Annotated in this window: 15 protein-coding genes and 5 pseudogenes; 10 read left to right on the top strand and 10 right to left on the bottom strand. The window is 62.2% G+C overall.

Annotation, left to right across the window (positions count from 1 at the left end; all coding sequences use genetic code 11):
- Positions 1-8: 8 nt before the first annotated feature.
- Positions 9-469, bottom strand: a pseudogene (locus DK412_RS11310) (IS630 family transposase); the annotation flags it as partial.
- A gap of 91 nt (positions 470-560) precedes the next feature.
- Between DK412_RS11310 and DK412_RS11305 the strand changes: the two are divergent.
- Positions 561-1,844: pseudogene (locus DK412_RS11305) on the top strand (IS66 family transposase).
- 845 nt (positions 1,845-2,689) lie between these two features.
- Here DK412_RS11305 and DK412_RS30170 read toward each other — a convergent pair.
- Entirely contained in the window at positions 2,690-5,470 is a 2,781-nt protein-coding gene (locus tag DK412_RS30170; protein ID WP_162596183.1) for a hypothetical protein, read from the bottom strand.
- 293 nt (positions 5,471-5,763) lie between these two features.
- Between DK412_RS30170 and DK412_RS11295 the strand changes: the two are divergent.
- From DK412_RS11295 to DK412_RS11270, 6 genes and pseudogenes are all read left to right on the top strand, one after another.
- Positions 5,764-6,392, top strand: a pseudogene (locus DK412_RS11295) (helix-turn-helix domain-containing protein); the annotation flags it as partial.
- A gap of 157 nt (positions 6,393-6,549) precedes the next feature.
- Positions 6,550-7,818 (top strand): annotated as a pseudogene (gene istA / locus DK412_RS11290) (IS21 family transposase).
- A pseudogene (gene istB / locus DK412_RS11285) lies at positions 7,815-8,549 on the top strand (IS21-like element helper ATPase IstB); the annotation flags it as partial. The pseudogenes istA and istB, both read left to right, overlap by 4 nt.
- A 390-nt stretch (positions 8,550-8,939) precedes the next feature.
- Complete coding sequence (locus DK412_RS11280; protein WP_109972027.1) at positions 8,940-9,476, top strand: hypothetical protein; 537 nt, start codon at positions 8,940-8,942, stop codon at positions 9,474-9,476.
- Positions 9,477-9,509: 33 nt separating this feature from the next.
- A protein-coding gene (locus DK412_RS11275; RefSeq protein ID WP_109970320.1) for an IS3 family transposase occupies positions 9,510-10,693 on the top strand; the annotation gives its coding sequence in 2 pieces (ribosomal slippage) (positions 9,510-9,774 and positions 9,774-10,693; 1,185 coding nt in all).
- A gap of 270 nt (positions 10,694-10,963) precedes the next feature.
- Entirely contained in the window at positions 10,964-12,607 is a 1,644-nt protein-coding gene (locus DK412_RS11270) for a pilus assembly protein TadG-related protein (protein WP_162596182.1), read from the top strand.
- Positions 12,608-12,671: 64 nt separating this feature from the next.
- On the opposite strand, the gene DK412_RS11265 is transcribed toward DK412_RS11270, so the two are convergent.
- The 3 genes from DK412_RS11265 to DK412_RS11255 form a co-directional block, all read right to left on the bottom strand.
- Positions 12,672-13,181 (bottom strand): MucR family transcriptional regulator, encoded by a 510-nt coding sequence (locus DK412_RS11265; protein WP_109972025.1) that lies wholly within the window; start codon positions 13,179-13,181, stop codon positions 12,672-12,674.
- A 152-nt stretch (positions 13,182-13,333) separates the two neighbouring features.
- Entirely contained in the window at positions 13,334-13,798 is a 465-nt protein-coding gene (locus DK412_RS11260; RefSeq protein ID WP_245447584.1) for a hypothetical protein, read from the bottom strand.
- Between the two features lie 175 nt (positions 13,799-13,973).
- Entirely contained in the window at positions 13,974-15,746 is a 1,773-nt protein-coding gene (locus tag DK412_RS11255) for a flagellin (protein ID WP_109972024.1), read from the bottom strand.
- A 382-nt stretch (positions 15,747-16,128) separates the two neighbouring features.
- Between DK412_RS11255 and DK412_RS11250 the strand changes: the two genes are divergently transcribed.
- Entirely contained in the window at positions 16,129-16,788 is a 660-nt protein-coding gene (locus DK412_RS11250) for a hypothetical protein (protein WP_204165549.1), read from the top strand.
- A 254-nt stretch (positions 16,789-17,042) separates the two neighbouring features.
- On the opposite strand, the gene DK412_RS11245 is transcribed toward DK412_RS11250, so the two are convergent.
- The 5 genes from DK412_RS11245 to DK412_RS11230 form a co-directional block, all read right to left on the bottom strand.
- Positions 17,043-17,450, bottom strand: a complete 408-nt coding sequence (locus tag DK412_RS11245; RefSeq protein WP_109972023.1) for a MucR family transcriptional regulator — start codon at positions 17,448-17,450, stop codon at positions 17,043-17,045.
- 207 nt (positions 17,451-17,657) lie between these two features.
- On the bottom strand, positions 17,658-17,924 hold the full coding sequence (locus DK412_RS11240) for a hypothetical protein (protein ID WP_109972022.1): 267 nt from the start codon (positions 17,922-17,924) through the stop codon (positions 17,658-17,660).
- Entirely contained in the window at positions 17,921-18,181 is a 261-nt protein-coding gene (locus tag DK412_RS30165; protein ID WP_162596181.1) for a hypothetical protein, read from the bottom strand. Before DK412_RS30165 ends, DK412_RS11240 begins: the two co-directional genes overlap by 4 nt.
- Before the next feature lie 133 nt (positions 18,182-18,314).
- The gene (locus DK412_RS11235) at positions 18,315-18,545 is read right to left on the bottom strand and encodes a hypothetical protein (RefSeq protein ID WP_109972021.1); all 231 of its coding nucleotides are present in this window, start codon (positions 18,543-18,545) and stop codon (positions 18,315-18,317) included.
- A gap of 396 nt (positions 18,546-18,941) precedes the next feature.
- Complete coding sequence (locus tag DK412_RS11230; protein WP_109972020.1) at positions 18,942-19,199, bottom strand: hypothetical protein; 258 nt, start codon at positions 19,197-19,199, stop codon at positions 18,942-18,944.
- Positions 19,200-19,278: 79 nt separating this feature from the next.
- Here DK412_RS11230 and DK412_RS11225 point away from each other — a divergent pair, with 79 nt between their 5' ends.
- Both DK412_RS11225 and DK412_RS11220 read left to right on the top strand, forming a co-directional pair.
- Positions 19,279-19,560, top strand: coding sequence for a helix-turn-helix transcriptional regulator (locus DK412_RS11225; RefSeq protein ID WP_109972019.1), 282 nt, complete (start codon positions 19,279-19,281; stop codon positions 19,558-19,560).
- Positions 19,561-19,569: 9 nt separating this feature from the next.
- Entirely contained in the window at positions 19,570-19,803 is a 234-nt protein-coding gene (locus DK412_RS11220; RefSeq protein WP_093570756.1) for a hypothetical protein, read from the top strand.
- Positions 19,804-19,886: the final 83 nt, after the last annotated feature.

The raw sequence follows: 19,886 nt of genomic DNA, 5'->3' as shown, positions 1-19,886 counted from the left end.
GGGCCCGATCAGTTTGAGGCACAAGCGTCATCGTCGTAGCCGGCGGACGTGAAGTAGTTGCCGCACTCCTCAGGCGAGAAGTGCGTGAAGGCGTGCCGGATGGCCGCCCACAGATCGGCGACCGTGCGAGCCGCCGCGCTGCGCAGCAAAGCTTTCAGTTTAGCGAAGGCGCGCTCAATGGGGTTGAACTCAGGCGAATACGCGGGAAGGTAGAGCAGTCGCCCCCAACCGCCTCAATGGCCTCGCGCACGCCCGCCACCTTGTGAGCGCCGAGGTTGTCCAGGATCAGCGTGTCGCCCGGCCACAAGGTCGGGACCAGCGTCTTTGCCACGTAAGCGCGGAAGCGCTCACCCGTCACAGGCCCGTCCAGCAGCGCGATCGCCTCAGGCCCGCTTGTCCTCAGCCCGGCGATGAAGGTGGTGGTTTTCCAATCACCAGCCGGCGCGGCGACGCGGCAGCGCGCGCCGCGCGTAATTACCTAGGGGGTGTCGGAACGGCGCGGCTCGGTCGCGTCGGGTGCCCCCCTTGCCGGAACGCGGTTTGGCTGATTCGTTATCGGGATGAGCCGCAGTGACCTCGAGCGCCTGAACAAGGAGGAACTGATCGAGCTGGTGTTGAAGCTGCACCGGCCGGAGAAGACGTCGCGTACCTCGTCCAAGCCGCCGGCGAGCGACCGCAAGGAGCGGCGTGAGAAGGCCCGGCCGGGCGGCGCCAAGCCCGGGCATGAGGGCCACAAGCGGGCGCTGACCGCCGATCCGGATCAGGTCGTGCAGCATCGGCCGGCCTCATGTTCGGCCTGCGGCGCGCCACTGCCCACCGACCTGCCGGCCGAGGTGATCAGCGTGCATGAGCGGATCGACCTGCCGCTCGTGCGTCCGGTGGTCGAGCAGCACCGGCGTCTGTGCGTGACCTGCCCGGCCTGCCGGACCCGGGTCGTCGCCCCGCGGCCGGCAGGGGCCGACGCGACACCCTTCGGGCCGCATCTGCACGCGGTGGCGACGTATCTGAAGACCTTCCAGGCGCTGTCCTACGAACGGTTGGAGGCCGTCCTGGCGGACCTGTTCGGGCTCAGGCTGAGCCAGGGCGGGCTGATGAACCTGCTGCGGCGTGCCCAAGGCTGCTTTGCCGAGGGTCGGGACGCGGCGCTGACGCGGCTGCGGCAAGCCCCTGTGGTGGCCTCGGACGAGACTGGGGTGCGCATCGAGGGCGCCAACAGCTACCACTGGGTGTTCCGCTGCGCAGACGCGGTGGTGCATCACGCCGCCCCGAGCCGGGCGGCGGCCGTGGTCGGCGAGGTGATGGCCGGGCACCGGCCGGCGGTATGGCTCTCCGACCGGTAATCGGCCCAGCAGGGGCACGGCGCGCGCCAGCAGACTTGCCTGGCGCACCTCGCCCGCGACGTGGCCTACGTGGTCGAGGCGGGCGACGACCTGCTCGCGCTGCGGCTCAAGTGGTGGCTCGACAAGGCCTTCGGGCTGGCCCGCGGGCTGACCGAGTTGGCCGCCTCGACCCTGGCGCGCAAGCGGCGCGAGTTGGAGCAGGATCTCGATGCCATCCTGAAGGCCCCGGCGGCTTGCGATCTGGCCCAGGCGCTCCAGACTCGGATGCGTCGGGCGCGCGATCAACTCCTGACCTTCTTGGCCTTCCCGGGGCAGGTGGACGTGACGAACAACGCCTGCGAGCGCGACCTGCGGCCGGCGGTAGTCCAACGCAAAATGACGAACGGCTACCGGGCGATGTGGGCGGCCAAGGGCGAGGCGGACGTGCGCACTGTCGTCGCCACCGCCGCACTCAGGACCAAGGCCACGCCCTTCGCCACCCTGCTCACCACCATCACCGCCTGATCACCACCCCCCCGCCATTCCGATCAGGGCGGGACGACGAACGCCCGTGCCAAAAACACCCCGTGGGTAATTACCACCGCCACCGCTGCTAAAATAAAGGAGCAACGAGGCAGAACTATCGGCCTTCCATGTCGTTATGTGTTGATTGCCTGAACAACAAGCACGGTTGGTGATAGGATGCCACGGCGTCTCGTGGAACACTTAGTAGGCAATGGATTATGGCCTGATCAACAAGCTCTCAGCTACATCCGGTAGTCGCCTGACCTGACCGGTATTTTGGACCGAGCCGATCTAGAGACTACTGCATGGTGGCGGCCATGGGTAGCCAGGGGGACAGATCCGGGATGGCAACGGGCGCGGGCGGCCGGTAACCTAGTGCACTGACGCCTTCAAAAGGTACAATACGTGCGTCGAATTCCTTTTTAAATGCAGGCGGTTAGCTGGGGGGCACGTGGCACGTTCGTCGGTGTCAGTGCACTAGCAACGAATGCGGCCGAACGCGGTTGTCGGTGTTCTGCCAAAGCCCGATCATGGCCACCGCCTCCCTCAACGAGTAGAAGATCTCCCGCCTCCGGCACTCGTCCCGATAACTCTGCTCGTAGATCTGCGCCTCCTTGCACGCGAGCGCCAAGCTCTTGCTGTGTGCCGTTTGTGCCTCGATCTAGCGCAGCTTCAGCACGACCTATTCTGCACTCGTTTTCTGATCTCGACGCATGACCCACTCCTCCGGTCCAGGCCGATCCTATCAGTCAGCCCGGTCCAAAGCCAGCGGATCAGGTCACTCCTCGATCGCCCAACGCACCTGACCCCAATAACGTTCCGCAACCAATCGGCTAGGTTCATGTCTATGAAACGCTGGTACGCCAATGATTGTAGATCTGACCACGACTCGCGATATTTGGCAGCGCTTTAAGAAGTTCGGTCGCAGATTTGCGATCGCCCTTTTCAGCATTCTCCTGTACGCGTTTTAAGTGCGCGGCGACGTTCAGGTATTCTTGCACAAGAAGGCCCGAGCTCCTGTCGGCAATCGTGTCGAGCGCCGCGAGGTCGCCAACGAGTTGATCATATCCCTCAATCTTCCACACATGTGCCTCACCGGAACGATCGACGACGCAGACGGCCCGTCCGTCTGCTAGAAATCCCGCGAATTTCGGCTCAACATCGATGAACGTCCTTAACAGCTGCTGACCGCTTAAATAGCGCCATACTATCAAGATGCCGTCGCGCGATACCGAACAGGCCAGCCCTTGTTGTTCAGCGCATCCGACAGCTATCACAGCTACTTCGTGCCGTATGGCTGCGATCTCTTGCCAGCTTCCATCGAACCGCCAGGCGCTGGCTTCGTTGTCATCCGTCCCGACAATAACTACGCCATTCCGCGTCGCACAAAGCGCGTGGACGGAGCCGCTGAATCTTTGCTCAATCGAGTGTTCGGCGGTTTCGCAATTCCATAGACAGAGCTTGCCGCTGATACGAGGATGATCTTCGGTATCTGCGTATCCGCAGAACAGTGCGGCGCCGCCAGGCGCGACAGCCGCCGATTCACAGGGCGCGCTCAGCATACCGATGCGCATCACTGTGATCTCCCTCTTCGGCACTGCTTCGCGGTCGTAAGGCAGTAGGAAGGGGCGGCCGTATGCCATGATAGGGGCGAAGAGTGGGTATTCAATCATCCCCCTGGGCGAACCGACCTGAAGGTGGACAGCACCTTCACTCACTCGTAGGAGAAGCCGGCTTAGGTAGTCTGATTGCTCGGAACCTGTTAAGGCACCTTGCGGAAGCGGAACCTCACCCGGGATGTTTTGAGTAAGGATGATTTTTCGGCTGTCCAAATCGACGATGTGGATGAAAAAATTTACCTCCCGTGCTTCGCCCAAGGCTCCCCCGGAGAGAACGACACCGAGTGAGCCGTGCGAATCAAAGTCGACTCCGATCTGTCCATCCGGCATATTGATATATTCTACAGCATCTTCTGCCCCATCGAGAGGCATAGCCATCAGGCGATCCCGATAAAGAAGCAACAGTTTGTTCCCGACGATGCGCGTCGCGCTCGGCTCCTCTCGGTGGCGACATTCGAAAACCAATGAAGAGCTATGCTGGTCGTAAACTGCGATTTGACCGGCAGCGTCGCCGACAGCGACCCGGTTGCCGGATTGCGAAAAACACATCGCGGTCACGGGATAGCTTCCCGTGTGGATCTGCTTCGGAGACCCGCCTCCTTCGGTCATCGTTATGAGTTCAGCCTCACCATGAGCGGTGCCAAAGGCCACGCGGTCGGAATCGCCTGGCTGAACGGCAAGGCAATTTACATGGAATCCCCGCTTCAAGGCCTCTGGATTAAACGCCAGGCGGCCGCTCCTTCCCCGATCAAAGTCGAAAAGATAGATGCCGTCCGGCACCATCCTGTGAAAATGAAACATTTCGGGAGGGACTGGTGGTTCGCCTAGAACGCAGATCGCGTTCCGGCCGATGGTTTGCGCTGCCTGAAAAAATCCGAACGTCCCTGTACAAGGCGCGCAAATCCTGGCTAGGATCGGACGCAGGGCGTCGATTCGGTCGTCGAATTCGATCATCCGGGCATGGGTTTGTTCCGGATCGTGCTCTCTTTCAAGATAGATTTCGGAAAAGATTTCGTTGGTCTTTTCACTGGTTATTGGGACGTGCTCTGGCGTCAGATAGCAAACGACACCATCCATGCTGAGCATCATGATGTGGTCGTCCCGGCCAGGAACGGGATCCCATGTAAGCACAAGGGGACGCGAGGCCAGTTGCTGGCCGATTTCGGTGTAGGTCCCGGCTGAAAGGCTCGCCAACCAAAGCGTACCGATTGCCTCCGAACCCGTGGGCAAGCCGGCTCCCAGGATCAGATGATCATTGGATCGCCAGCGGAGGTGATAGACAAATTGATCAAAGCCGTACGTTCTGTACATGCGTCCGGTTTGGCCCCATACGATCGCTCCGGATGCGTACGGTGTCGGTTCTGCTGCGCCGAAGCCGGCGGCAAGAAACCTGCCGTCCGGTGAGACCTCCAGCGATTTGGCCGCGGAAGGCGGCGTGTCGCAGCGTCGGGAAAGCTCCCCCCGGACCAAGTCCCAGATCCACACTTCACGTCCAAGGCTGGAGACCGCCAGGTATCGGTCCCCGCCCCAGAAGGCCATCGAGATCACCTGTCCGGTGTGCTGGGGGTGGCGTGCGCCCTTCGTCTTGAGCAACCACGGTCGTTGCGACGTCACGACTAATGGCAACAGAGCTGCGGCTTCTCGGATGGTTTCGTCGCTAGTGTTGGCGGCCTGCTGGTAGAGAGCTGCTGGCGCTGTCAGGAGAAAATGCGCTTCGCGCGAGACGAACCGGTCAAACGCCGCGGTCCGTTGATCTTCATGCCAGCGATTTCCGAGGGCTAGGCGGGTTATTGCGTAGTCCTGCAGCAAGCCATCAACCATTCCGGTTTCTGTTTTAGCGCCTAAGAAAAGAAGGTCGGTGAGAAGACGCTCAAGCGGCGTCCAGGCCTCTAGCATGCAGAGATGGTGCGAGAGATGAGCGAGTTCGTAGCTGGTCAACTGCTCGAAGGGATTGCGTCTCCCTTCACCATCACTCGCGTTGCGGACGAATGGACTGATTTCGGGCATGAAGTACCTCCAGCGACAGTCAGCCAACTACAGTTTTATTCCGTCGTCTTAGTCCATCACGACATTGCATCGGAGTGTTCATTCCAGTTTTCTCGGAAACAGAGCTTTCGTCAAAGCCAATTATGAATATATGCAACCATCAAGCGAGATCTAATTCCCTTTACAGTTCATATCTCCCGCAACTATATCGAAGAGAGCTGCCGAAAACCCCAGCTTGTGGATTAAGCTACAAATTTTGCGCCTTGACGCATACGGAGGACTCACGGGAGACATAGGGCGTGCGGGTCTGAGCTATGGCTCAAACTGTCTGTGTAATCCCGAGTGCCACCGACCGGATGCGCCTGTCCGCCATCATCACCGATCGGGCGCGTCCCCTCAAGCACATCCAGCGGGCCCGCAGCATCCTGCTCTCGGCCGAGTGCCACCCCGTCCTGGTCCTCGCCCAGCAGGCGGGGGTCAGCCGGCCGTCTGGCGCTGGCAGTTGCGCTTCGCTGAAGAAGGGGTCGACGGCCTGCTGCGCGACAAAACCCGTCCCCCCGGCAAGCCGCCCCACTCAACCAGCACCGTCGCCGGAGTGCTGGCCCTCACCTGTTCCGAGCCGCCCGGCGAAGTCACTCACTGGACCGGTCCCGCCGTTGCGGCCGCACCGGCATCTCGCTGCGCTCGGTCCAGCGCATCTGGTAGGAGTACCGCCTGCAGCCGCACCGAGTGCGCACCTTTAAGCGCTCCACCGACCCGGCCTTCGCCGAGAAGGTGGAAGACATCGAAGGCCTCTCCATGGAGCCGCCCCGCCATGTGGTGGTGTTGTCCGTCGACGATCCTTCGACAGGCCCAGGATGAGGAGAGCCAGATCCAGGCCCTCGAACGCACCCGGCCCGACCGTCCGCTCGCGTCAGGACGGCCGGCGACCCGCACCCACGACTATGTGTCAGCGGGCGTTGAATACTCCCTGATTGCGGGCATCGAAAAATCCCGGGTCGGTGCCCTGGCCCGCGGAGGCGGGACGCCCCCCGCACCCTCGGGCTTGTCCATCCTCAGCCACCATGCCCGCCGACGCGTATCGGTCGGGAGTGACGAGGATGGTCCTGCTGGGAGAACTCCTCATGATCCTGGACCTGCACCGACAGGGCCTGTCCGTCACCGCCATCGCCCGCCGGACCGGGCGCGACCCGAAGACAGTCCGCAAGTACATCGAGCGCGGCCTGGAACCGCCGGCCTACGGCCCTCGCCAAGCCGGACGTCCGAGCAAGCTCGCACCCTATCTCGACTACCTGCGCGAGCGCGTCGCGGCCTTCCCCGATCTGAGCGCGGTTCGCCTGACCCGCGAACTGCGTGAGCGCGGCTATACATGAGCCTACACCGCTGTGAAGCGGTTTGTGGCTGCGATCCGGCCGGCCGAGGCCAAGCCCTACGAGGTCCGCTTCGAGACGCCGGCCGGCCAGCAGGCTCAGGTCGACTTCGCGCGCTTCGTCGTCATCTTCACGGACGCACCGGATACGGCCTGCATCGTCTGGCTGTTCTCGCTGGTGCTCGGCCATTCCCGGCACATTGAGGCGCGCTTCGTCCTGCACCAGGATCTGCAGACCCTGCTGCGCTGTCACATGCAAGCGTTCGCCGCGATCGGCGGCGTGCCGATAGAGATCCTCTACGATCGCATGAAGACGGCGGTCACCGGCGAGGATGCGGGCGGCCACATCGTCTACAACCGATCTTTGCTAGCGCTGGCCAAGCACTACGGCTTCCTGCCCCGCGCCTGCCGGCCCTACAGGGCAAAGACGAAGGGTAAGGTCGAACGGCCATTCTCCTACATCCGCCAGGACTTCTTCCTGGCGCGCTCCTTCCGCGACCTCGACGACCTGAACGCCCAGCTGCGAACCTGGCTCGACTCCGTCGCCAACGTCCGCCTGCACGGCACCACGCAGCGGATCGTCTCGGAGACCTTCGCCGCCGAGAAGCCCGAGTTGCAGCCGCTGCCGGCCGTGCCCTTCGATGCCCTGCTCAAGCTGGAGCGGCGCGTCAGCCACGACGGCCTCGTCTCGATCGGCGGCAACTATTACAGCGTGCCTGATCGGACCCGGCGCGTGGTCGAGGTGCATCAGCTGCCCGACACGATCCGCATCCTCGACAGCGGCCGCCTCGTGGCGAGCCATCCGATTCTGGAGGGGCGGCGCCAGTACCGCGTCGATCCCGACCATCGTCAGGGGGCGGCGGCGCGGGCCATGCGCCACGGCCATCCCGACAGCCTGACGGTCGGCCGCCGCGGCGATCACGTCGCTCGGCGCTCGTTGGCCGTCTACCAGGCGATCGGCGAGCGGCTCGCCGGCACCGGGATCGGAGGCCGCTCATGACCCGCGCCGCCGCAGCCTGTGCCGCCGCCACCCTCGACAGCATCAAGCGCAGCCTAGTCGGCCTGCGGATGCCGCGCGCCCTGGAGGTGCTCGACGCCACGGTCCGGCGCATCGAGCAGGGCGAGATCGATGGCCTCTCTGCCCTCGACGAGATCCTGACCGAGGAACTGACGCTGCGCGAGAGCAGTCGCGTGAAGACCGCCTTGCTCGTGGCGCGCCTGACCACGGTCAAGACGCTCTCCGGCTTCGACTTCACCTTCCAGCCCTCGCTCGACCGGGAGCGCATCCTGGCGCTGGCCGAGCTGACCTTCATCGACCGATCCGAAGTGGTCCATCTGCTCGGCCCGCCCGGCACCGGCAAGAGCCATCTCGCTACCGCGCTCGCCCTCGAGGCGGTCAAGGCCGGGCGCAGCGTGGTGTTCTCGACGCTGGCCGATCTGATCGCCTCACTCGCCAAGGCTGAGCGCGACGGCACGTTGCGCGAGCGTATCCGCTATCTCTGCCGGGCCGCGCTCTTGGTCGTGGACGAGATCGGCTACCTGCCGGTCGTGCCCGGCGGCGGCAACCTGTTCTTCCAGCTCGTCAACGCCCGCTGCGAGCGGGGCGCGATGATCCGAAATACGAACCGCGGCTTTGCGGAGTGGGGTGAGGTGTTCGACGATCCGATGGTGGCTACGGCGCTCCTGGACCGACTCCTTCACTACGCCCTGGTGGTGCAGATCTACGGCTTATAATACCGTTTGCGCCAATGCACCGCGTTGTCGCTGGTTTCCCTACCAATCGCTACTATCTGATAAGAAACATTCCATTTTTTGGCTGCCATAGTAATTGGACAACGATGGATACGATGTTGAAATCTGCCTCACTGGAAGATTGACTGCGCCTCGTGAGACTGCGATTCTGTGTTGGGCGACGCTCACGTCCCGCCTCGTGACTCCGGTTGTCCAATGACGCACGCGCCCATGCAGCCTGTTGCCCGGCCACCTTCGGCAGCAGAAGCTGCCGCTATCGAACATGCCAAGGTACGTCACCGCCAACGGCCTAGGCGCCCAACGATCAGGGCTCAGCCTGCCGGTGCGCCGGCTCGCTTCGAGGCCGAGCACAACGATACCCGCGGCTTGATGGGCATGGTCCTCGATGCCTTCGCAACCACCTCCGACGACTTTGGGCAGCTCGGCATCAATCAGCTGCTTAACGCAATGTCGGATCCTACGAGGTCGGCAGTTCAGGGCCTGAACGCCGCTCTCGCCGTGGTCGCCGGCATTGAAGCTCGCAACGAAGCCGAAGCGCAGCTTGGCATCCAGATGGCTGCGACCCACGAGGCAGCGATGAAAATGCTTCGTGTTGCGGCCAGCGGTAGCGACCCGAAAACGACCGAGGTGTACGGTAATCTCGCGACGAAGCTGCTGCGGACGTACACGGCGCAGATTGAAGCGCTGGCGAAACTCAAGCGTGGTGGCGAGCAAACGGTGCGGGTGGAGCACGTTCACGTGCATGCTGGTGGCCAGGCCATCGTCGGCAACGTCAGCACCGGTCAGGGAGGGGGGGTGAGATATAGCGAAACCAACCCCATGCACTCCGTCGAGAGGCAGCCCCTCCCCTTTCGATCGGCTCTACGCTGCGGTGTGGTCAGCCCCCATCGGAGTGGTCCGCCCTGAAGTATGGCACTGAGCCGACGGAGGACGGACGCGATGGGAACGAAGAAACACAAGCCGGAAGAGGTCGTGGCCAAGCTGCGGCAGGTGGACGTGCTGGTCTCGCAGGGGCAGAGCGTGGCTGATGCGATCCGCGCCATCGGCGTGACGGAGGTCACGTACTACCGCTGGCGCAAGGAGTTCGGCGGGCTGAAGTCCGACCAGGTGCGCCGGATGAAGGAGCTGGAGACCGAGAACCAGCGGCTGCGCAAGGCGATCGCGGATCTCACCCTCGACAAGCTGATCCTGCAGGAGGCCGCCCGGGGAAACTTCTGAGCCCCGCGCGCCGGCGCGCCTGCATCGAGCATGTCCGGGACGTCCTGCACGTCTCTGAGCGCCGCGCCTGCCGGGCGCTTGGCCAGCATCGCTCGACGCAGCGCAAGGTGCCGCGGGGGAGAGACGACGAGGCGGCGCTCCTGGCCGACCTGGTCGAGCTGGCGCGCCGGTATGGCCGCTACGGCTACCGCAAGATCGCCGCCCTGCTGCGGGCGGCGGGCTGGCTGGTCAACGACAAGCGGGTCGAGCGGATCTGGCGGCGCGAAGGGCTGAAGGTTCCGGCCCGCCAGCCCAAGAAGGGCCGGTTGTGGGACGGGGATGGCTCCTGTGTCCGGCTGCGGCCCGAGCACCGCAACCACGTCTGGTCCTACGACTTCGTCGAGGCGCGCACGCATGACGGGCGCAAGGTCCGCCTGCTGAACGTCATCGACGAGTTCACCCGCGAGTGCCTGGCGATCCGGGTAGCGCGCAAGCTCAAGGCCCCGGACGTGATTGATGTGCTCTCGGACTTGTTCATCCTGCGTGGCGTACCTGCGCACGTTCGCTCTGACAATGGACCGGAGTTCATCGCCCAATCTGTGCAGAAGTGGATCACCGCCGTGGGCGCAAAGACGGCCTACATCACGCCTGGCTCACCGTGGGAGAACGGCTACATCGAGAGCTTCAACGCGAGATTGCGGGACGAGTTGCTGAATGGGGAGATCTTCTACTCTCTGCGGGAGGCGCAGATCCTGATCGAGAGCTGGAGGAGACACTACAATGGGGTTCGGCCGCACGCCTCACTCGGCTACCGCCCGCCGGCCCCGGAGGTGTTCGTCCCAGCCTTAACCGCTTGGCCGGCTGCGCTCACCCGACCGGCTCCGCCGGCCAAGCTACCCGTGGTGGAAAGGCCCACGGTCCACTAACATTCCACTCGGGCCACCTCGTGGGGGCTGATCAGATCCTAGCGAAAGGGTGTCGCTAGCTACCGTAGCGGCTCAACGTAACGTTGTGGCTAGTTCGTTGCTGAGCGCCAACGTGGTTGTTATCGAAGCGGGACCGGACATGGACGATCCTGATCTATTCGTTGTCACCCTGCGATACGATCTCAAGAAAACTTGGCTTAATTTGATCCCACGGGTAGCGGCCGTGCCACAAAACCTTTCGCGCTCTGCCAGCATCCGTCGGGGTGGGTTGTGAAAGGTAAGACCTTGCTCCGGCGCCTCTACACTGATGAGACTGGCGCGATCCTGCCTCTGGTTGCCATCATGATGACGGTCCTATGCGGCTTCGCTGGACTTGGGATCGATCTCGGTGCGGTCTACCTCGAAAAGCGTCGCGTTCAGACCGTTGTTGATTTAGCTGCTCTTGCGGCGGCTCGGTCTGGCAACAGTCCGAAAGCTGTGTACCGCTCACTATCGGATAACGGCTATCCCAATACAGATAGTTTTACTATAATTCCTGGTGTCTACACAGCCGATCGGAACATTCCTGCCATAAGCCGCTTCAATCCGAGCGGAAATACTCCCAACGCGACGCGTGTTCGCTTAGCCAGTACGGTCGGGACAGCCTTTATCCGGATAGTTGGCGGTCCAGCACGGTATGCGGTCTCCGGCGAGGCCACCGCCATGCGCGCCGACCTTGCCTCGTTCGGCCTTGGATCCCGGCTCTTCAACCTCGATGCGGGCATCGCGAACGCGCTGCTATCGCGCCTCCTTGGCACCCGTGTTTCGCTCACGCTCATGGATTACCGCGCCTTGGCTACCCTGCGGGTCGACGCCCTGGGATTTCTGCGCGGAGCGGCTCCTCAACTCGGCCTCCAGGCCGCCACATACGATGACGTCCTGAAGACCAGCCTGCCAGTGGCAGACGTCATGGCATTGATCAATCGGGCGTCCGAGCCGAGCAGTGCGAGTGCGTTATCCAGGTCGTCTCTGACTGCGCTAACGTCAGCTCTGAGCGGTGCTGGTTCCTCCGTCCGCTTGGCAGGGTTGTTGACCGCGGGCGAGTTAGGCGCATCCCCAGTTTCACAGACGGGCGAGGCACTCTGGGTCAATGCGCTCGACATGATCACTGGGGCCGCCTTCCTGGCGAACTCGGCCAACCAGGTCAGCCTAGACCTTGGCGCCTCCATACCGGGACTTGCCCGCGCCCGGATCACAATGCGCATTGGTGATGCGTGGCGTACCTCCGGCTTCTTGGGTGTCGGCGGCAGCCTGAGCACGGCTCAGCAGCGTATCCTAGTCGAGTTATGGGTTGCCGGTCCGGTCGGACTCGTCGACCTCTACCTGCCGATCTTCATAGAGCTAGCGCCAGCCAGGGCCGTACTGCGCTCGGTCGTCTGCCCGTGGAGCGCTACGAGCGAGCGGTTGGTAGGCCTCGATGTCACGACCGGTATCGCTGCTCTGTCGATCGGCGCCGTCCCGGCCAACGCGCTCGACCTTGGAACCCCGCGGCCAACCCCCACGCCGGTGACGATCCTCAAGGCGCCGCTTGTCGAGGTCGCCGGGGTCTCAGTTATGCAACTCGGCACAACGACTCGGTCCCTGACCTTCACCGATGCCGACATCCGGGCCGGGCGTCTGCAGACGGTATCGACCACCAACCTCGTCACCTCGGTGACAGCCTCGCTGCTGACCAATCTCGACCTGCAGGTGAACGGTCTCTCCCTTTCCGGTCTCATCGATCCGAAGAGCCTGATCGTCACGACCCTCGGCACCGCCGCAGGACCGATCGATAACTTGCTGTTCTCGATCCTGGGCCTAGCGGGCGTGAAGCTCGGCGCCGCCGACGTGGCCGTAACTGGCACGCACTGCGGCGGCGCCGTCCTGGTTCAATGACATCGCCATATCAGCCGGGCGGCGGCGCGAGTCACCGAGCGCTTTCCTGACACGCCAATTGCTGTCACTCCGCTGCGGTTTCAGCCTTCTTCGGCCGGCCGCGGCGCGCCGGTGCAGCAGGTTCACCCCCTTGCACTTCAGCGTCCGCCTTCCGCGCAGATGCCCGATCGCGCCGGATTTGGCCTAGGCCCAGGCTCTTGGCGAGCTCCGAGCGCTGAGCCGCATACGTCGCCGCGACCATTGGGTAATCGAATGGCAGACCAAATTTCTTGCGATACTCGTCCGGTGTGTAACCCTGCGAGTTGAGGTGACGCTTCAGCGACTTGTACGGCTTGCCGTCCAGGAAGCTCGTGATGTGGTCCGGCGTCACCGACTTGCGGATCTGCGCCGCGGTGACCTTGTGATCCTCCTCCGGCGCTGCCACCGGCTGGCCGAGGCTACTCAAAGACGCGTGCACGGATGCAATCAGTCCGGGTAGCTCGGATGCCGGAACGTTATTCCTCGTGACGTAGGCGCCAACGATATCGGCAGCAAGGCCGATCAGATCGGTGTCGTTCTGTGCGATGTCATCCATGTGTGAGGCCCAAATCACTTGTTATTCTGCAAGCGCAGGATAGCAGAAAGCGTGATAGATAGGTCAACCCTTATGACAGAGATAGAGCGCGCATATTTTCTGCGAACAAGTCTGCACGGGCCAGATATGTTCAGTGGTTGACGGAGCCTATGTCATGCAAGGCGGACTTCAAAAAAGTCGAGTTGCTGAGAGTTCGCACGCCGTCGGCCGGGTCTTCGAGGAGCGGGCTGAGGTCTGGTAAATGGTGGCAGCGCCTCGCGCGGCTTCCCGTGCAGCACGGCCCCGACGATCCGGCCGCTCTCGCCATGGTGGAGCAGGTAGAGGACGTGGGTCGGTGTTCGCAGGATCTCCTGGCGCAGCGGCACACCGGTCGGCAGACGCGCCAGGGCTGTCATCAGGCACGGCAGCCCGGCCGAGGCGACCTGCAGTGCCTCGAACTCGATTTCGCGGAGGCCCCAGCGCTGGCGGGCGGCGCCGGCCGTCGTGGACGGAAACGGGTTGGCGGCGACCGCGGTCGCCTCGTCGAGGATGAAGGCTGCGAGACGTTCGCGGTCGATGATGGTGCTGGCTCGCAGCCCATCGGCGAGCCGGCGCTTGTCCCCTGAGATGTCCAGCAATTCGATGGCCCTATGACAGGAAGTGGCTGTTCCAGACCGCTGGCTCGAAAGCGCGACCACATGGTGTCCGGCCTCCCTACCGTTGTGGGCGCCTCTACTCAACGATTTCAGATCTGGGCTTACGCGCACCCGAATGCGGGCTTGACCGCTTTTCTGCGCATGAGAGGGGCATGGCTTAGCGGAAGAGTGAGAGGAGGTTCTGGCTCGACGAGTTGGCGATCGAGAGCGCTTGCATGGCGAGCTGCTGCTGCGTCTGTAGTGCCTTCAGTTTCGTCGACTCCTCCTCAATATCAGCGTCCACCAAGACGCCGATTGCGCGGTCGTTCACCTTGATCAACGTAGCAACAAAATTCTTTTGACCTTCGATCTGCGTTTTATTAGCACCCAGCTTTGTTCCGATATCAGTAACGCTAGATATGGCTTTATCGATCTGAGAAATAAGATTTGCCATGACTTTGTCGCCGGCAATGCCGGAGAGCTGCGATATATCAATTGTTGCGATTGACATGCTTGTTGCTCCATCAATGGTATCTAAAATGCCTTTTCTAAGTGAAATTGCAGATGCGGTCCCGCTGCTCACATGTGGTATTGCAGTGCCAGCCGTAGCGGCAGTACCGTTCGCGGATTGCCCAGCTATAAAACCAAGCTGAGACACGTCGGCATCAACCCACACACTCGCAGATGATCCAACCTCAAATGTCGAAATAACAATTTTTCCTCCTATAAATGATGCTGACGAGTGGCTTATGCCCGTAGATGCGAGGCCTTTTGTTATAAGTGCTGCCATATCATTTCCATTTATGGCGCTTGGTCCAACAGATGTTTGCGGAGATAGATTATAATAGTCGTACGGAGTTATCGAAATATATACATCTGAGAAATTGTCATGCACACCCACAAATATTCCACTGGCTAGCAGATTAACATCAGAGTATTGCGATAATGCGCTCAACCTAGCCGGCCCAGGCGGGGTTGGGATAGGAACTCCGAACCCAACATCAACAAGCGTATTTCCGTTCAGAGATGATGTGCTCGCTAGTGCTAATGATATTCCCGGGCCGACGCCTACTGATTGGAATGTGACGCGCCCAGCGCTATCGAGAGATGCCACTATTTTGCCAGCGCCAAAACTATCTGCGATCTGATTGTTGATCACAGCCACCAAATCGTCGGTAGTAACCTTGGTCAGGTCATTGACTGCAGACTGCATGGTCACTTTGTTGATGACGATGTTGGCTGTTGATGTGGCGCCATCGACGAGAGTGAGGCTGAGCGACACCTCGTTGGTCCCGCTAAAATCTGCTTTGCCCGCGTTCGCCGTACCAGGCCGGAACGCTGCTGTGCTGGCCAATGCAGTCGAGCCGACGATCCGAGCACTTGTGGCGACAGCGGTAGCGCCATTTATGTTAGTGTCGTATAGTTTGATTGAATTGACATCGACGTCGACCGTCGAAAAAGCGATATCACCCTTGGTCCCGCGCGAGAAGCCAGCCACGATCTTTTGGATCGCTTGATAGTTGGTGTTAGTGGCGCTTGAGTCGACCGAGAGCCAGTTCTGGCCACTGGAGTTGGACGAGTCGGCGATCGCCTTCATCTTCGATTGAATGGCCGAGATCTCAGTCTGGATTTTGGCGCGGTCAACGCCAGGCGTCATCGCGCTCTGCAGCTTGGCGCGGATGTTCTGGAGGTCGGTGATGACCGAGCTGAGGCCGTTATAGGCGGTGTCGACCGCCGACGAGCCCAGGCCGAGAGCGTCCTTGACAGCTCCGAGCGAGGCGTTGTCGGTGCGCACGGTAGTGGCGATCGACCAGTAGGCGGCGTTGTCGGATGCGGCGGCAACGCGCTGACCGGTCGAGACGCGGTTGCTGACATTATCGAGTTCGCGACTGATGCTCTTGAGTGTGACAAGTGCCGTCATCGCAGAATTATTAGTGATTAGGCTAGTCATAATCTAGACATTTGCCTTCATACTAAGAAAATTACGTGTTATATTGCCGCATTCTCGTTGAATTTTGTAAGACATTGATGGTTAGTTTTTGGTTAATGATGTAAAAAATTTGGGATTACGATTGACGTTTATTCGGGAGGAACACTGACACGCAACCTCACGCTCTCTCTGCGCCGAGACATAGTCGTATTATTGGGTTGGTTCAGCATTGCGGAGCCTAGTAGGCAATCGGCATGTCGCGGATCTCCGTCACATGCCGCCCACTGGGCAGGTTATGAGAGAAATAAACCGATTTCTGTAGTGAGATGTGTGGTAGTTCTATATGAAATACGCCGTGATTATGCTATGCACGAGGTCCGATTTGCTCAGTCATGAGGCATCAATGACCCGGCGCCGGAAGTCTGGAGACGATCTCCTCGGCGTAGCCCGCATCAGGGCTGAGGAGAGAGGCGGAACATCTGGGATCGCTGATCGGTACGAGGAGGCTGCTCGTGCGCCCCTACCAGTCGACACGCGGCGCGCTGCCGGCGGCGAACTGCTGCCCGCCGAGGACTTCGCAGAGAACACCCTGCCGGCGATCCTCGACACCCTGGCGAACCCTGACGCCGTGGCGGCCGATGCCAGCCGCGACCGTCTCGACCTCGCCAAGAACGCCGGCTCCCTGGAGATGGCCCTCGACACGGCCGACAGCATCCAGGCTGCTGACGGGCTCGAACGGATGCTCGCCCACCAGCTCGCGACCGCCCACGTCGCGGCGATGACAGCGGCGGCGCTCATGCAGCAGCAGATGACCGAGGCCAGCCGCTCCCTCGGGGCCAGTCGGCAGGCGGCATGCGTCGAGGCCGAGCGCATGTCCCGGGCCTTCGTGCGCCTGACTGGCTCATATCAGGCCGGGATGCAGACCTTGCAGCGGATGCGATCGGGCGGGCGGCAGGTCGTCGTAGTCCAGCACAACCACATCGGCGAGGGCGCGCAGGCCGTGGTGGCAGGGAGCGTGACCGGGGGGCTCGGGCTCGCAAACGGGTCGGGGGGTAGAGGGTGAATTCAGCCGATGCGCCGCCCGGACCTCAAGCTCAATCAGCCGGCGGATCGCGTGCTCGGGGATCATCGCCTTCAAGCTGGCCGTGATGTTCTCGACGACGCGGGCCACGGCAGCGTCGATGACCTGCTGCCGGCTGTCAGTCGGCTGCGGCAGGACCTGGGGCGGACGACCAGGAGGACGATGCACGGTGGTGCTCCTCTAGGCTCAGGCGGTACATAATCGGCGCCGCCTGAGCCTGAGTAGCTACCCCGCCTTTAGGCTGCCTTCCGACCGAGACCGAAGCTTTTTGCCAGCTCGGAACGCTGGGCGGCGTAGTTGGCGGCGACCATCGGATAATCCGGCGGCAGGCCCCACTTAGTGCGGTACTGCTCAGGGGTGAGCCCACGCCCTGCCAAGTGGCGCTTCAGCGTCCGGTACTGGCGGCCATCCTCAAGGCTGATCAGATAGTCCGGGGTTACCGTCTTCTTGATCGGCATCAGCGGGGCGGGCCGCTCTTCCTTCGCGGGCTCAGCCGGCCCGCCGAGCTTGGTCAAGGCCGAGTGCGTCGAGGCGATCAGCGCGGGCAGCTCCCCGACCGGCACGCTGTTCCTCGTCACATAGGCGGACACGATGTCAGCGGCAAGGCTGACCAGCGATGAACTAAAATCGTTCTTTTTACTCACTTACTAATCTCCGACCAGACATTAAATGCTCATACGCTCCCGATGATATTTGCAAATCTATAATATGGCAAGCTTCATCGACCGTCTCTGGCGTTACAGTGCTGTAATTTTCGTTTTTGATCGCTGTGTCGCGAGTGGCCATTCGGCGCTGCGTGATAATCCCTATTTGCTGCGCCTTGGGCGGCCTGGGCTGATGAGCCTCGTATCTCAGGCAGGCCATCCCGGGATGGTCGACCATGCGGCATCGATCACGCTGGCGTGATCCGGCGAGGCGGCAACGGCAGCGGTACGGGCCTCGCGAAGGGCCTCGACGCCACCGGCGGCAGCCAGGTCTTCGCCACGGCGGCGAAGGGCGGCGGTATAGGCGGCACCGGCCGGCGAGCCCGGGGGCGTACCGTCCAGGGCCACGAGAAGGGATAAGACCCCAGCCTTGATGCTGGCGGCGTCCTGCGGCTTGCGGACCGAGGCTTTCATGCTTCACCTCCAACGGCGTGAAGGAGTCGGGAAAGAGCAAGCGCCCCCCATTTGCGTTCGGCCTCTTTGTCAGACCCGAGCATGCCGAGATGGTAGTTCACGAGCTGCCGATCGTGCTCCGTCGTCAGAACAGCCTGAAGCCGATCCCGCGTGATGCCGCGACGCTCGGCTTCAGCCAGCCCTGCCCGTAAGGCGGCATTCTGGAAGGTCTTGTCGATGGCGCGCACTCTCCCAGGGAACGCGATCACGTTGGGCATTTCAAAGGCGCTCAGCTGCAGGCGATGGACTTGTTGAGGGCAGCGTAAGAGGTCCAAATGTGCCGCTTGTCCATGGTCTGCATGGAGTTGACGGCCTTGGCAGACTCAGGGTGCGGCTGGCGAAGGACAGCTTTCACGGTGCGTCCTCAACAATCGAGAGAGCGGTGCGGCCAGACGTAGTGAGCGTCAGCGTACCGAGTGAGGGGTGGTGAGGGTCGATCGTCCCGAAACCGGCCTTCACGATCTCGTCGGCTCGGCGCCAGGACAGGTCGCTTGGCACCAAGCACTTGCCGGTGCGGATCAGCATCGACGGCGGGTCCCACGCGAACAGCCAGCGCGGCGCCGTATTGGTTTTAGCATTCATGGTCGAGCTTCATGTGAACGGGTGGGCGGTTGAGGCTGGCGAACGAGGTGAGAACCTGCCGGCGTTCGAGCGGCGCCAGAGCATCGAGAGCACGTAACGCGACGGGCAGATGACTTGGATCGCGCTCGGATCGGTGTAGGGCGCTGGCAAGATTGTTGCCGCGAGGCCCCAGGCAGAACCGCTGCGGCTGCGGATTTCGCGACCGGGGCAACGAAGGCCGCGATGCTCGCCACGAAGGCGCGACGGTGAGGAAGGACGGTGAGCAGGGCGAGCGTCAGCGATACCATGAGCGGAGCTCCTGATTGGAAGTCGTCGGGTTGTGGTGGGTGCGTGATCCGGGGTGCCGCCCCGGGCGGATCAGTGCGCCTTGGCGGCGCGGGCGGCCTTGGCGAGCGCCTAGGTGGCCTTGAGGGTGACGGACAGGGCCTCGCCCCAGGTCGAGCCGGTGCGGCCCTGATGGATGCGGGCGGCGGCGATGGCGGCCGACATGATGGCCGCGCGGTCGTACTCACCAGCGGCGACGAGAGGGCGGCGCTTAGCGGTGGTGGCGCGGATGAGACCCTGGGCGGCGAGCAGGCCCGCCGGGCGGTGGGTGCGGGCCGCAGCGATCTCCTTCATCGCGAGCGACCAGTGGAGGGAGCGGGTAGAAGCCATGGGGTGATCCGTTGACCGTGTGGCTCGTTGTGATACTTATGGATCACAGAACGCCATACGTCAACATCTTTGGATCGATATGAGCCAAAAAGATCATTCGGTTGTGACGGGGCGCCAGATCGCAGCCGCAAGAGTGCTTTTGGGCATAGGACAGGCCGAGCTTGCCGAAGCGGCTACCATCTCCGTTCCAACCTTGAAGCGAATGGAGGCAAGCGAAGGAGCTGCGGCCGGCATGGCAAACAACGTTCGCGCAGTCGTCTCTGCCCTTGAAGCAGCGGGTATCCAGTTCATCCCCGAGAACGGCGGCGGTGCGGGGATCCGCTTCCGCAATCGGGCGGATGGGACGCGCGATGAGCACTGAGGGCGCGCTGTGAGCCTGATCCACAACGAGCGGGCCAAGCTGTCTGCGACGTTCCTCAACAACATCGCTGTCGCAGTGATCGGTAGCGGCCTGATCGCCCCGTTCTTCGTCGCCCTCTATGGGCTCGGGAACCTGACGGCCGAGCAGATCCGTTTCTTCGGCCTAGCGGCCCCGGGTTGGGTTCTCCTCGGGGTGGGCCTACATTTCCTGGCGAGGGCCGTTTTAGGAGGGCTCAAGGAATGACGTGGTTCGAGCTCTACGCATTGGCCGGCGGCCCCCTGGTGATCATCGCCGTGGGCGCTTGGCTCGCTTATGACGCCAACCGC

It is taken from the genome of Methylobacterium sp. 17Sr1-1 (assembly GCF_003173775.1).
Classification (GTDB): domain Bacteria; phylum Pseudomonadota; class Alphaproteobacteria; order Rhizobiales; family Beijerinckiaceae; genus Methylobacterium.
This window is presented reverse-complemented; position numbering and strand designations above follow the sequence as displayed.

Excerpts from the sequence above, each read along its gene's own strand:
- DK412_RS30165 (WP_162596181.1), bottom strand. The coding sequence starts at position 18,181 with ATGCCCAACGTGATCGCGTTCCCTGGGAGAGTGCGCGCCATCGACAAG.
- DK412_RS11265 (WP_109972025.1), bottom strand. The coding sequence starts at position 13,181 with ATGGATGACATCGCACAGAACGACACCGATCTGATCGGCCTTGCTGCC.
- DK412_RS30170 (WP_162596183.1), bottom strand. The coding sequence starts at position 5,470 with ATGCCCGAAATCAGTCCATTCGTCCGCAACGCGAGTGATGGTGAAGGG.
- DK412_RS11250 (WP_204165549.1), top strand. The coding sequence starts at position 16,129 with ATGACCCGGCGCCGGAAGTCTGGAGACGATCTCCTCGGCGTAGCCCGC.
- DK412_RS11235 (WP_109972021.1), bottom strand. The coding sequence starts at position 18,545 with ATGAATGCTAAAACCAATACGGCGCCGCGCTGGCTGTTCGCGTGGGAC.
- DK412_RS11240 (WP_109972022.1), bottom strand. The coding sequence starts at position 17,924 with ATGAAAGCCTCGGTCCGCAAGCCGCAGGACGCCGCCAGCATCAAGGCT.
- DK412_RS11280 (WP_109972027.1), top strand. The coding sequence starts at position 8,940 with ATGGGCATGGTCCTCGATGCCTTCGCAACCACCTCCGACGACTTTGGG.
- DK412_RS11230 (WP_109972020.1), bottom strand. The coding sequence starts at position 19,199 with ATGGCTTCTACCCGCTCCCTCCACTGGTCGCTCGCGATGAAGGAGATC.
- DK412_RS11225 (WP_109972019.1), top strand. The coding sequence starts at position 19,279 with ATGAGCCAAAAAGATCATTCGGTTGTGACGGGGCGCCAGATCGCAGCC.
- DK412_RS11255 (WP_109972024.1), bottom strand. The coding sequence starts at position 15,746 with ATGACTAGCCTAATCACTAATAATTCTGCGATGACGGCACTTGTCACA.